The sequence below is a fragment of the Amycolatopsis heterodermiae genome (assembly GCF_034929455.1).
GTDB lineage: Bacteria > Actinomycetota > Actinomycetes > Mycobacteriales > Pseudonocardiaceae > Amycolatopsis > Amycolatopsis heterodermiae.
The window spans coordinates 248,227-261,245 of the sequence record NZ_JAYFSI010000008.1 but is presented as its reverse complement, the minus strand read 5'-3'; the positions used below and the strand labels follow the sequence as shown (position 1 = coordinate 261,245).

The window sequence follows — 13,019 nt, the reverse complement described above, 5'->3', positions numbered from 1 at the left end:
GGTCGTCCACTTAGGCTTGACGCGAATTCCTGATTACTGGGGAGCTGCAATGAATGACTTCACCGAATGGCGAATCCTGAAGAACGGCGCGAAGAACGACTTCGTGCTCGCGGTCGACTTCTATTCCCCCGGCCGCTCCGAAGCGACGTTCTCCGACCTGGCGCCCGCGCTGAGCGTGCCCAGCACGGTCTGGGAGACGATGCAGCCGGAGCCGGGCACCGAGGAGAACATGACCGGTGACGACTACCTGAACCGGTGGCTCGACGCGCTGCCCGGCGGCGAGATCCGCGGGGTGCTCGGGTTCTGCGTCGGCGGCGTCTACGCCTCGGCGCTGGCCCGCCGGATCGGCGAACGCCGGGGCAAGCAGCCCGCGGTCGTCATGTTCGACCCGGAGCCGGTCAGCTCGATCGTGCTGTACTGGCAGTTCCACAAGCTGCTGGACAAGCTCGTCGGCGTGCTGACCCCGCAGGAGATCGAGGAGTCCAAGGCCAAGGGCTACGCCGAGGCCGACGGCGCCGACGACCTCGTGGTCCTCGGCGACTCGCTGATCAAGCTCTACCGCGAGGTCGGCCACGTCGGCCTCGGCCGGCTCGGCCTCAACGAGTCGCGCCGCAACGAGATGATGAGCTGGTTCGACGCCTACGTGCACTACCTCGTCGGCGCGACCCAGGTCGAGACGGCTGCCGACCTGAGCACCTGCACCGTGATCAACTCCGACGCCCCCGCGGACGGCCGCCACCTGGCCGGCGCCGAGCTTTCCTTCGACCTCGACCGCCACGACCTGCTTCGCCGCTCCGCGGTGGCCGAAGCCGTGTCGGGCCTGCTGAAGTAGGAGAACCCACGATGCGCACGTTCACCGGCAAGGGCCCGGGCGAGGACGTCGAAGTGCCGGCGAGAGCCGGCGTCACGCCCAAGGAAGAGGCGCTGTGGCTGCTGGACCGCCTGGTCCCCGGCAGCGGCGTCAACACGGTCGCGGTGCGGTTCGAGGTGCCGGTCGCGCTGGACCCGGCGGTGCTCGCGGAAGCGGCGCGGCTGGTCCAGCGGCGGCACCACGGGCTGCGCCGGATCTTCCACGACGAGGGCACCCGCCTCACCGCCGAGGTGCTGCCCGCGTCCGCGGTCACGCTCGACGTGTCCACTGTGGACACGAGCCGGGAGCTGGTGGACGCGCAGGTCGCCGGGTTCGCGGCCGCGCCGCTCGAGATCGGCGGGACGCCGCCGATCCGGCTGGCGCACTTCCGCTGCCCGGACGGCGACGTGGTGGTCGTGTCCGCGCACCACCTCGTCTTCGACACCATTTCCGCCGCCGTCTTCTTCACCGAACTGGCGAAGGCCTACGAGGCGCTGGCCGTCGGGCGCTCGTGCCCGGCCGTGCTGGCCGGCGAGGTCCGCGCCACTCCCGACGTCGTGCCGACCGAGACCGGGATCGCCTACTGGCGCGAACACCTCACCGGGTTCGACGCCACCGCGCTCGAGCTCTCGGTCGGCACGCCCGAGCCGTCCGGGTCCGTTTTGGACGGTTACTTCGCCGAGCACCGGCTCTCCCGCGACGCCCTCGCCGCGCTCGACCGCCTGCGGCGCGAGCTGCGAGCCCCCGACGCGGTCGTCCACATGGCCGCCTACTACCTGCTGCTGGCCCGGCACGGCGCCGGGCCGGACCTGGTCGTCGGCACGCCGGTCAACACCCGGCCGCCGCACGCCCAGTCCGCCATCGGCTACCACGTGAACGTGCTCCCGCTGCGGGTCGGCGTCGAGTTCGGCGCCGGCTTCGCCGACCTCGTCGCTAGCACCCGCTCGGTGTACTTCGACGCGCTGGCGCACGCCGACGTCCCGGTCGACCTGCTGCTCCCGGAGCTGCCGCGGGCGAGCTCCGACTGGCGCAGCACGATCTTCCGGCACCTGTTCAACTACCAGCCGGGCGGCGGGCTGCCCCGCTTCGGCATCGGCGGGGTGCACACCCGGCCGGTCAGCGTCGAGAACGGCACCAGCAAGTTCGACCTGGAACTGGTGGTGCAGGCAGACGCCGACGCGACCGTCCTCAAAGGACGGTACGCGACCGGCTCGCACACCCGCGCCGACGTCGAAGCGTTGCTGCGGCGCTACGACGCGCTGCTCGTCGCCGCCGGCGCCGACGCGCGGCGGTCGGTGGGCGAGCTGCCGTTGTTCAGCCCCGCCGACCGGGCCGTGGTCGACGCGGCCAACAAGACCCGGCGGCCGACTCGGGCGCGCACGGTCCTCGAGGCGGTCGCCGACCACGCCGCCACCCAGCCGGGCGCGGTCGCCGTGCGCGACGGCGACCGCGCGGTGACCTACCGCGAGCTGTGGCTCACCGCGCAGGCCACCGCCGACCGGCTGCGCGGTCAGGGCGTCGGCCCCGGCGAGGTCGTCGGGCTCGTCGGCCGTCGCGGCGCCGAGCTCGTCGCGGCGGTGTTCGGCTGCTGGCTGATCGGCGCGGCCTACCTGCCGATCGACCCCGACCACCCGGCGCACCGCGTCGAGCACCAGCTCACCGACTCGGGCGCTCGGGTGCTGCTGGCCGGCGAGGGCGTCTCCCTCGATCTCGCGGGCCGGACCGTGCTGGCGCTGCCGGGCATCACGGCCGACGGACCGTCCATTCCGGACACCCTCGTCGTGGAGGGCGACGAGGCGGACAACGCGCCCGCGTACCTGATCTACACCTCGGGCTCGACCGGCAAGCCCAAGGGCACGGTCCTCGCGCACCGCAACCTCGCCAACCTGGTCACGCACTTCCAGGCCGAGACCGGGCTGGGCCCGGGCGACGGCGGGCTGTGGATGACGACGTTCGCGTTCGACATGTCGGTGATGGACCTGTTCCTGCCGCTGTACGCCGGGGCGACGCTCGTCGTCGCGCCGGACGAGGCCCGCACCGACGGCAAGTCGCTGCGTGCCGTGCTTTCCGAGCACCGCGTCGACTTCCTGCAGGCGACGCCCACGACGTGGCGGCTCGTCCTGGACGACGTCGCCGACCTGCTGGCCGGGGTCAAGGTGGTCTGCGGTGGCGAGCCGATGCCGCCCGCGCTGTTCCGGCGGCTCGTCGCCACCGGGTGCGAGCTGCGCAACCTCTACGGCCCGACCGAGACGTGCGTCTGGTCCACCGCGGCGCGGCTGACGTCACCGGACGACGCCGTCGTCGTCGGCAGGCCGATCCGCAACACCACGGTGTTCATCGCCGACGACGCCGGGCGCGAGCTCCCGCCGGGGGTGCACGGTGAGCTGTGCATCGCCGGCGGCGGGGTCGCGATCGGCTACCACAACCGGCCCGAGCTGACCGCGGACAAGTTCCGCGAGCACCCGGTGCACGGGCGCTTCTACCGCACAGGCGACCAGGGCCGCTGGCGCCACGACGGCAGCCTGGAGCTGGTCGGCCGGGTCGACCGGCAGATCAAGCTGCGCGGCAACCGGATCGAGCTCGGCGAGGTCGAGGCCGTGCTGGCCGAGCACCCGGAGGTGTCCGGCGTCGCGGTCGTCCTGGTCGGCGAGCCGAGCGCGGGCGGCATCCTGGTGGCGTTCGTCGAAGGCCCGGACTCGCCGGGACTGGCCGATCGGCTGTGGCAGCACGCCCGGGCGGAGCTGCCCCGGGCCGCCGTCCCGCACGAGTTCGTCACCATCGACCGGCTGCCGACCACGGTGACGGAGAAGATCGACTACCCGGCCCTGACCCGCCTGGCCGCCGACCGGCGCACCGAAGCGGGGCAGGAACCGGGCTCCCCGGCCGCCGACGGCGACCTGCTGGACACGCTGATCGGCCTGTGGGCCGGGCTGCTGGGCCGCCAGGACGTCGCGGCGGACACGAACTTCTTCGTCGTCGGCGGGCATTCCCTGCTGGGCGTCCAGCTGGTGCAGCACGTCGAGGACCTGACGGGCGTGGGGTTGAAGCTCACGGACGTCTTCTCGATGCCGACGCCGGGCCAGCTCGCGGACCACGTCCGGGACCTGCTCCGCACCCCCTGACCACCCTCCCCCTCGGACCCCGGCGCGCCCCTCCGCGCCGGGGTCCCTCCCTTTCCGCCGGGGGGACCGCGCGGCGCTCCGGCAGAGGCCTCCATCGACTCTTCGCGGCCATGCCCCCCCTGCCGAACGATTCCGCGCGGAGCGGCGTGTGCCGCCGGGCGCACCCAAGGCCACATCGGGCATTCCGGCTACCGGCGGGCAGGCCCGTTCCAGCACCCCCCCACCAGACGCTCCCGCGCACGCCGGAAAGCCGTGAAGGCCACATCGAGGGACTCAGAGTCCCTCAATGTGGCCTTCACGGACTTCGGGGAAGCAGGGTCAGGCGGTGACCGGGAAAGCGTGCAGACCGCGGATGAACGGCGATGTCCGGCGCGTCAGCTCGCCCGCCCGCCGCAAGGTCGGGAAACGCTCCTGCAGCACGCGGAACGCGACGTCGCCTTCGAGGCGGGCCAGGGGTGCGCCGACGCAGTAGTGGATGCCGCTCGAGAACGAGATGTGGTCCGGGCCCGACTCGCGTCGCAGGTCGAAGACGTCCGGGCGGTCGAAGGCCTCCGGGTCGCGGTTGCACGCGCCCGTCAGGATGGTCACCTGGCTGTCGACCGGGATCCGCTTGCCGCCCAGCTCGACCTCCTCGTGCGCGAACCGGGCCTGCATCAGCACCGACGTGTCGTAGCGCAGCGCCTCCTCGACGGCCTTCGGCGCGAGGTCCGGTTCGGCGCGCAGCAGGTCCCACTGCTCGGGGTGCTCCAGCAGGGCAAGGGTGCCGTTGCCGATCAGGTTGACCGTGGTCTCGGTGCCGGCCAGCGAGAGCATCCCGCACATCGCGACCAGCTCGCCCGCGGTCAGCTTGTCGCCGTCCACCGACCGCAGCAGGCGGCTGACCAGGTCGTCTCCCGGCTCGACGACGCGCATCGCGAGTAGCTCGGTGAACAGCGCCGTCATGCCGTCGACGGCGTCCTGCAGCCGCTTGGCCTCCTCGAGCGAGACGACGCCGTCGAGCACCAGGCTGAGCCCGGCGGCGAGCTCGTCGAACTCCGCCTGGCGCGATTCCGGAATTCCGAACAACGTCGCGATCACCGCGCACGGAACGCGTTTCGCGTATTTCTCCATCAGGTCGAACGGTTTGCTGGAATCGACGTCGTCGAGCAGTTCACGGCACGCCCGTTCGATATCCGGGCGCAGCGCCCCGATGGTCTTCGGGCTGAATGCCGGCATCGCGAGTTTCCGCAGCCGGGTGTGTTCCGGCGGGTCCATCGCGAGGAAGGAATTGTCGAACGTCGACGTGCCCTGCGGCCAGTAACCGCCGAGCGTGCGGCGGCCGAACCGGCGGTCGCGCAGCACGCTGTCGGCGATGTCGCGGCCGAGCACCGCGTAGATCCCGATCCGGCTCTTCTGCACCGGCCCGCGGGCCCGCATCTGCGCATACACCGCGTACGGGTCCTCCGGGCCGAGCATCAGCGTGGCGATCCGGTCGCCCAGCGCGCCGAGCGAGGTCAGCCCGGCCCGCGCGGTGCGGAGCTGGGCCTCCAGGTCGCTGTCGGTCGATGTCGTCATCGGCTCTTCCCTCGGCTCGGAATTGCTTTTGCTGCCCGGGGTGGTTAGTCTGATTCGGCCGGTTTGGTCGACTTGGCAGTTGGCTGCCACCTTATTTGCGCGACACGCCGATTCGTAACCCCTATGCCCACCCTTATCCGGGGACACGAACTGTTCAGTTGTGCCGCGTTCTCTTTTCCCCGCGCGGCCGCTACGCTGTGCCCGGTAAAGCGCGGCCGGCGGGCCGCCCGAACCATGGGGATGATCCACGTGCCTACGATCGACGAAAGTGCACCCGCGCTCCGGCTGACGGGGTTGCGCAAGAGATTCGGCCGGAAGGTCGCGGTGGACGGGGTCGACCTCGCCGTGCCGAAGGGTTCGTTCTACGGCCTGGTCGGGCCCAACGGGGCGGGCAAGACGACGTCGCTCTCGATGGCCGTGGGCCTGCTGCGCCCGGACGCCGGTGCGTCGCACATCTTCGGTGTGGACGTCTGGGCCGACCCGGTGCACGCCAAGGCCCTCGTCGGCGTGCTGCCCGACGGCATGTCGCTGCCCGAGCGCCTCACCGGCCGTGAGCTGCTGACCTACCAGGGCCTGCTGCGCGGGCTGCCCGAAGCGCAGATCGACGAACGCGCGAGCGAGCTGCTGGAGGTCCTCGAGCTGACCGAGGCCAACCGCACCCTGGTGATCGACTACTCCACCGGCATGCGGAAGAAGATCGGCCTCGCGACGGCGCTGCTGCACGCGCCCAAGCTGCTGGTGCTGGACGAGCCGTTCGAAGCGGTCGACCCGGTCTCCGCGGCCACCATCCGCACGATCCTGCAGCGCTTCGTCGCCTCCGGCGGCTCGGTCGTGTTCTCCAGTCACGTGATGGCGCTGGTCGAGCAGCTCTGCGACCACGTCGCGGTGATCGCCCGCGGCCAGGTCGCCGCGTCCGGCCCGGTGGACGAGGTCCGCGCCGGCCGCGGCCTCGAAGACGTCTTCGTCGAGCTCGTCGGCGCCCGCACCGGGGGGATGGAGGGGCTGGCGTGGTTGGCGTCCTGATCCGGATGAAGCTGGCGGTGCTGCGGCGCTCGATGAGCGGGCAGCGCGCGGCCAGCATGCTCGCGGGCGGGTCGATCGGCCTGGTCCTCGCGATCGGCACGCTCGTGGTCGGGTTCTCGCACTTCGGCTCACCCGAAACCGCGGTCGCGGTGCTGTCGCTGCTGCTCATGGTGTGGACGCTGGGCTGGCTGTTCGGCCCGATGCTCACCGGCGGCGACGCGGTGCTGCGGCTGGAGTACTTCACCCTGCTGCCGATCCGCCCGCGCACCCTGGCCATCGGCATGGTCGGCGCCGGGTTCGTCGGCATCACGCCGGTGGTCGCGCTGGTCGCGTTCGCCGTGCTGATCGTCTACGGCGCGCACCTCGGCCTGGTCGCGGCGCTGGTCGCGATCCCCGCCGTGCTGCTGCAGCTGTGGTTCGTCGTCGTGCTGTCGAAGGTCGGCATGCAGGCGCTGGGGCGGCTGGTCCGCTCGCGCTTCGGCTGGGAGCTCTCGTCGCTGGTCGTCGGGTTCGTGCTGGGCCTGCAGAACACCGGCTGGATGGACATCGGCCTGGCGATCCGCACGTTCAGCGGCGGCTGGGCCGACGGCGGCGGCATCGTGCTGCGGATCCTCCCGTCCAGCTGGGCGGTCGTCGCGGTGGACGCCGCGGGCCAGGGGAACTGGGGCACGGTCGCGCTTTCGCTGGGCGGCCTCGCCGTCCTGGGCGCGGTGCTGTTCTTCGTGTTCTCGGCGCTGCTTTCGCGTCAGCTGGTCCGGGGCCTCTCCGACGGCGGCACGACGCAGACCGGCGGCGACAGCCTGGCCAGTAAGCGGATCCTGCCCGGCGGGCCGTTCGGCGGGGTGCTGGGCAAGGAACTGCGGCTGTGGGTCCGTGACCTGCGTCGCGCCCGGTTCCTGAGCATCGCGCTCTGGGCGGGCCTGTTCAGCGGGCTGTTCCCGCTGCTCGACGGCAACACCGTGATGCTGCCCTTCGCGGGTGTGATCACCGCGCTGTTCGCCGGCGCGCTGTCGGCGAACGTCTACGGCCTCGACGCCGGCGCGCTGTGGCTGACCCTGGTCGCTCCGGCGTCCGAACGCGTCGACGTCCGCGCCCGGCAGGTCGCGTGGCTGCTGCTGGTCGCCGTCCCGGTGCTCGTGCTGACCGCGCTGCTGACCCTGGTCAGCGGGCAGGGCTGGGCGTGGCCGTGGGTGCTGGCCGTGCTGCCGGCGATGCTCGGCGGGGCGGCGGGCCTGGTGCCGCTGGTCTCGCTGGTCGGCGTCGCGCCGTTCCAGGACCGCCCCGGCGGCAACCCGATGGACGGCTTCACCGACGAAAGCGGTGACCAGGTCCGGCTGAAGATCTTCGGCATGCTGTTCGGCCAGATCCTGCTGGCCGTGCCGGCCGCGGTCGTCGTGCTGATCGGGTTCCGCACGGGCAACACGCTGCTCGGCTGGGCGGGGGTCGCGGCGGGTTTGGTCACCGGCGCGTTCTACTACTGGCTGTTCGGCCGGCTCGCCTACCGCCGCCTGGAGAAGGCGGGCCCGGAGATCCTCGACCTGATGCGCAAGGGCGTCCGGGCCGAGGTCAAGGTCTCCGCCGACGAGCTGGAAGAGGGCGAGCAGGAAGCGCCGGAGAAGAAGGACGACCTCAGCGGCCCGCAGAACGCCGCGGTCGCGCTGTTCGTCCTGCTCGGCGTCCTGCTGGTGATCCCGCAGGGGTTCGTGTCGCTGGGGCTGAGCCTGTTCGGGGCGACGCTGCCGGGCTGGTTCCTGGTCGCCCACGTGCCGTCCGGGCTGCGGGTGCTGGTGGCCATCGGCTCGATCGTCCTAGGCGCCTGCTCGTTCGGCATGGTCGTGCTGATGCACCGCGTCGCCAAGCGCAAGGCGGAAGCCCTGGCGGCGGAGGAGGAAGCCGAAGAACCGGAAGAGGAGAAGGAAAACGGCCGCGAGCACGCGGCGGCCCGTTGAGCGCATGACAAAGGCCCGGCTCACTCGGTGAGCCGGGCCTTTCGCGGTTCAGCGCGGGTGGCGGAACCGGATGTTGCCCGCGGTCACCTTGCAGTGCGCGCGCAGCACCGGCAGGCCGGGCTCGGGCGGTGCGGTGACCTTGTTCGTGATGTCGCCGGCGCCGGTCTCCATGGCTTCGAACACCAGGGTCCAGCCGCGCGGGACGATGACGAGGATGGTGCCCCAGCCGCAGTCCAGGTTCAGCGTGACTTCCCGGTGCGGGCAGGTCGCTTCGCTGAAGTCGATCCGGACGTCGCCGGAGGAGCACTTGGCGTCGATGCGGCTCGGCACGTCCCACGGGCCGGTGCGCTTGACGTCGCCCATGCCCGCCTTGAGCACCAGCGGCGGCGTTTCGATCGCGGCGAGCGGTGCTTCGTGGGCGGCGGGCAGGTCGGCGAGTAGGGGAGCCAAGTCCCCGCGGGTGCGCGCGGCCGCCGCCGCGGCCGAGCGCTGGGCGAACTCTTCGAGTTCCAGCATGCCTTGGCCGAGCGCGTCCTGCAGCAGGCGCGCGGCGCGTTCTCTGTCCAGATTGGACACACGGAGTACGTCTTGGTCGCTCATGTTTCCACGCTAACCAGCGGGGAAGAGCGAGGGCACCCCTACTTATCGGGTACGGCTCATCCAGGAACCCGGCGGGGTGTACCCCGCGGCGCGGCGCCACGGTGCGGGGGCGGGCGGAAGGTCCCGCTTCGGGCGTTTCACGCTGCCCAGCGCGCCGAACACGGCGAGCACCGCGGCCAGCTCTTCGTCGTCCGGGAAACCGCTCGACACACTCAGAAAGTGGTCGCTCATACCGGCGGGTTCCCGTGCTTGCGTGCGGGCTGCGCCGAGTACTTCGCCCGCAGCACCGCGAGCGCCTCGATCAGGACTGGCCGGGTCTCCGCGGGGTCGATCACGTCGTCGACCAGGCCGCGCTCGGCCGCGTAGTAGGGGTGCATCAGCTCGGTCCGGTACTCCTTGATGCGCTGGCGGCGCGCCTCTTCCGGGTCGTCGGCCGCGGCGATCTCGCGCCGGAACACGACGTTCGCGGCGCCCTCGGCACCCATCACCGCGATTTCGTTGGTGGGCCAGGCGAACGACAGGTCGCAGCCGATCGAGCGGGAGTCCATCACGATGTACGCGCCGCCGTAGGCCTTGCGCAGGATGACCTGCACCCGCGGCACGGTGGCGTTGCAGTAGGCGTAGAGCAGCTTCGCGCCGTGCCGGATGATCCCGCCGTGCTCCTGCTCGCGGCCGGGCAGGAACCCCGGCACGTCCACGAGCGTCACGAGCGGGATGCTGAAGGCGTCACACGTCTGGACAAACCGCGCGGCCTTCTCCGACGCGTGGATGTCGAGCACCCCGGCGAAGGACGACGGCTGGTTCGCCACGATCCCGACGACCTCGCCGCCGAGCCGCGCGAGCCCGCACAGCACGTTCGGCGCCCAGCTCGCGTGCACCTCGAAGAAATGCCCGTAGTCGACGATCTCCTCGATGACCTCGCGCATGTCGTAGACGCGGTTCGCGTCGACCGGCACCAGCTCCAGCAGCGCCGGGTTCGGCCGGTCCACCGGCTCACCGGGCGGCAGCGACGGCGGCAGCTCGCGGTTGTTCGACGGCAGCATCGAGATCAGGTGCCGGACCTCTTCGAGGCACTCTTCCTCGGTGTCGTAGACGAACCCGGCCGCGCCGGACACCCCGGCGTGCACGTCGGCGCCGCCGAGCTGCTCGTGGGTGATGTCCTCGCCGGTGACCGAGCGGACGACGTCCGGCCCGGTGATGTACATCTGCGCGATGTCGCGGACCATGAACACGAAGTCGGTCAGCGCGGGGGAGTAGGTCGCGCCGCCGGCGCACGGGCCGAGCATCACGCTGATCTGCGGGATCACCCCGGACGCCTTGACGTTGCGGCGGAAGATCCCGCCGTACCCGGCCAGAGCCGTTACGCCCTCCTGGATCCGCGCGCCCGCACCGTCCGAAAGGGACACCAGCGGCGCGCCGGCGGACTCGGCCAGGTCCATCAGCTTGTGGATCTTCTCCGCGTGCGCCTCGCCGAGCGAGCCGCCGAAGATCCGGAAGTCGTGCGCGTAGACGAACACGCGCCGTCCGAAGACCTTGCCCCACCCGGTGACCACGCCGTCGGAGTAGGGCCGCCGGTCCTCGAGGCCGAAGCCGGTGGCGCGGTGGCGCCGCAGCTGCTCGATCTCGTGGAACGTGCCCTCGTCGAAGAGCAGGCCGATCCGTTCCCGCACGGTGAGCTTGCCCTTGGCGTGCTGCTGGTCGGTCGCGCGCTGGGACGGTGACACGGCGTGCGCCCGCAGCTCGGCCAGCTCGGCGACCTTCGCCTCGATGTCGAGCGACGGCAGGTCACCGACAACGAAATCTTCGGTGGCGGTCATGACTCACCCCATCGTGTTATTTCGGCGGGTTCCCCTCGCGGCCGGATGCCGGTTCCCGGTAAGTCATTCAAACCGGCGGCCGACGTCCAAACCAGCACGTCGGCCCCCTGACTGGCCCTTCCGGCCCCCAGAACCCCTGATCCGGAACCTAGGGGTCGACCCACGCTCGCCCGTTTGACAGATTCGGCTCGTAAGCCGACATCTGGAAGGACCGGCCATGACGCTCTCCCTGGACAGCCAGCTGTGGATCCGGCGGTTCCACCCGGCCCCGGCCGCGAAGGCCCGCCTGGTCTGCTTCCCGCACGCCGGGGGCTCGGCGAGCTACTTCCACCCGGTGTCGTCGGCGCTTTCGCCGTCGGTCGAGGTGCTCGCCGTCCAGTACCCGGGCCGCCAGGACCGCCGTAACGACCCGCTGGTGGACGACCTGTTCGTGCTCGCCGACCAGCTGACCGAGATCCTCGGCGCCGAGCCGGGCCCGCTGGCGTTCTTCGGCCACAGCATGGGCGCCAGCCTCGCCTTCGAGGTCGCCCGCCGCCTGGAAGCCCGCGGCACGCAGTTGCTGGGCCTGTACGTCTCGGGCCGCCGCGCCCCCTCGGCGTTTCGCGACGAGCGCTACCACCTGGAAAGCGACGACGGCCTGCTCGCCGAGGTCAAGCGCCTGAGCGGCACGGACGCCAAGGTCCTGGAGGACGACGAGATCATCCGCATGGTCCTGCCGGCCCTGCGCAACGACTACAAGGCCGCGGAGACCTACCGCTACCGCCCGGGCCCGGACGTCAGCTGCCCGATCCTGGCCCTGATCGGCGACCAAGACCCGAAGGTGACGTCAGATGAGGCCCGCCAATGGGCGACCCACACGTCGGGCGCGTTCGAGCTGCGGACTTACCCGGGGGCGCACTTCTACCTGAACGAGCACCACGCTTCCGTCAACCGCCTGATCGCCGCTCGGCTGGCCTGAACCGGTCCAAGGCGGACGTCGGAAAGTGGACCATTCACAGCCCTCGCCCCAGTCGTGGACGGTCATTCGAAGAACTTGAGGCTCCAGCCGGTGTCGGTGGTCGCGCCCGGGACGTTGGCCCGGCGGTAGGTCGTCGAGCCCCACCAGCAGAACGTGCCGCTGTACCAGTAGCGGTTCCCCCACGAGTACGGCGTTCCCTTGGGCACGGCGTGGAACGCCAGCGGGAACCTCGGCCCGGCCGGCGGGCTCGTCGCGATGTCGCCGTTCAGCAGCACGAAGCTGTGGCTGCCCGGGCCGTCGACGTAGAGGGTCGGGTCCCAGCCGGCCATCATCGTCTCGCGGTGGGAGCCGAACAGGCAGCCGTTCGCCTTGTACCAGTCCCAGACGTACGTCGGGTCGCCGCCGGCGCGCAGCCGGATCTCGGAGATGCAGTACTGGTCGCTCCAGCTGCCGTTGGCCGAGTAGGTGATGTGCAGCTGCCCGTTGGGGTCCTTGAGCGGCGCGGGCGCCTCGTTGATGAACGGGGTGCCCACCAGCCGTTCCCAGCTCTCGCGCGGCTGCGAGATGACGTACCGCGCGCCGGTCGGCGTCGTCGGGCTGCTCATCCGGGCGATGTAGAGGTTCTGCTCGACGTTCGTGTCGCCCGCCCAGCCCGACCAGACGAACCAGCGCTGCCCGCCGAAGGTGAACATCGTGCCGTCGATGGCCCACTTGCCGTCGGGCAGCGCGAGCTGCGTCTCTGCGGTGTACCCGCTGTCGGCGGTGGCGGAGCTGATCACGTACATCCGGTGCGCGTTCCCGGTCCCGGCCGAGAAGTAGATGTAGTACCGGCCGCCGTCGACGACGATCTCCGGCGCCCACACCTCGCCGCGGCCGCGGGTGTCGGACCAGACCTGCCGGGCGGCCGCGCTCGCCGCGGCGTCGGGGGAGGAGCCGGCCCGGACGGCGATCCCGCCACCGGTGGACTGCGCGGCGAAGTAGGTGGAGCCGACGCGCAGCACGCTCGGATCGGCGGCCCGCAGGCTCGTCTGCCCGGCTTCGGCGGCGGCCGGCGGGAGCAGGCACGCGGCGGCCGCGAGGAGGACGACGGCGGCGCGGAGGAGGATCCGTTTCATGGCCACATCCCTGGGTCAAGACGGAGAGGCC

Annotated in this window: 10 protein-coding genes; 5 read left to right on the top strand and 5 right to left on the bottom strand. The window is 71.4% G+C overall.

Annotation, left to right across the window (positions count from 1 at the left end; all coding sequences use genetic code 11):
* Window positions 1-49 precede the first annotated feature (49 nt).
* Window positions 50-832: a hypothetical protein gene (locus VA596_RS31665; RefSeq protein WP_323331870.1), complete on the top strand. Its 783-nt coding sequence runs from the start codon at window positions 50-52 to the stop codon at window positions 830-832.
* 11 nt (window positions 833-843) lie between these two features.
* Window positions 844-3,972, top strand: a complete 3,129-nt coding sequence (locus VA596_RS31660) for a non-ribosomal peptide synthetase (RefSeq protein ID WP_323331869.1) — start codon at window positions 844-846, stop codon at window positions 3,970-3,972.
* A gap of 318 nt (window positions 3,973-4,290) precedes the next feature.
* Here VA596_RS31660 and VA596_RS31655 read toward each other — a convergent pair whose 3' ends face one another.
* Window positions 4,291-5,526, bottom strand: a complete 1,236-nt coding sequence (locus VA596_RS31655) for a cytochrome P450 (protein ID WP_323331868.1) — start codon at window positions 5,524-5,526, stop codon at window positions 4,291-4,293.
* Window positions 5,527-5,775: 249 nt separating this feature from the next.
* Between VA596_RS31655 and VA596_RS31650 the strand changes: the two genes are divergently transcribed.
* Both VA596_RS31650 and VA596_RS31645 read left to right on the top strand, forming a co-directional pair.
* On the top strand, window positions 5,776-6,549 hold the full coding sequence (locus VA596_RS31650; RefSeq protein WP_323331867.1) for an ABC transporter ATP-binding protein: 774 nt from the start codon (window positions 5,776-5,778) through the stop codon (window positions 6,547-6,549).
* Window positions 6,534-8,498 carry a hypothetical protein gene (locus VA596_RS31645; RefSeq protein WP_323331866.1) on the top strand — a complete coding sequence of 655 codons (1,965 nt, stop codon included), beginning with the start codon at window positions 6,534-6,536 and terminating at the stop codon, window positions 8,496-8,498. The genes VA596_RS31650 and VA596_RS31645 overlap by 16 nt, the downstream gene beginning before the upstream one ends.
* Window positions 8,499-8,546: 48 nt before the next feature.
* Here the strand turns inward: VA596_RS31645 and VA596_RS31640 are convergent, their stop codons facing one another.
* From VA596_RS31640 to VA596_RS31630, 3 genes are read right to left on the bottom strand one after another with little or no spacing between them, the layout of a single operon-like run.
* The gene (locus VA596_RS31640) at window positions 8,547-9,098 is read right to left on the bottom strand and encodes a DUF1707 domain-containing protein (protein WP_323331865.1); all 552 of its coding nucleotides are present in this window, start codon (window positions 9,096-9,098) and stop codon (window positions 8,547-8,549) included.
* 42 nt (window positions 9,099-9,140) lie between these two features.
* The gene (locus VA596_RS31635; RefSeq protein ID WP_323331864.1) at window positions 9,141-9,329 is read right to left on the bottom strand and encodes an acyl-CoA carboxylase subunit epsilon; all 189 of its coding nucleotides are present in this window, start codon (window positions 9,327-9,329) and stop codon (window positions 9,141-9,143) included.
* Complete coding sequence (locus VA596_RS31630) at window positions 9,326-10,915, bottom strand: acyl-CoA carboxylase subunit beta (protein WP_323331863.1); 1,590 nt, start codon at window positions 10,913-10,915, stop codon at window positions 9,326-9,328. Before VA596_RS31630 ends, VA596_RS31635 begins: the two co-directional genes overlap by 4 nt.
* 217 nt (window positions 10,916-11,132) lie before the next feature.
* On the opposite strand from VA596_RS31630, the gene VA596_RS31625 reads away from it, so the two are divergent.
* Window positions 11,133-11,873: a thioesterase II family protein gene (locus VA596_RS31625; RefSeq protein WP_323331862.1), complete on the top strand. Its 741-nt coding sequence runs from the start codon at window positions 11,133-11,135 to the stop codon at window positions 11,871-11,873.
* A gap of 62 nt (window positions 11,874-11,935) precedes the next feature.
* On the opposite strand, the gene VA596_RS31620 is transcribed toward VA596_RS31625, so the two are convergent.
* Entirely contained in the window at window positions 11,936-12,988 is a 1,053-nt protein-coding gene (locus VA596_RS31620) for a glycoside hydrolase family 43 protein (protein ID WP_323331861.1), read from the bottom strand.
* Window positions 12,989-13,019 lie beyond the last annotated feature (31 nt).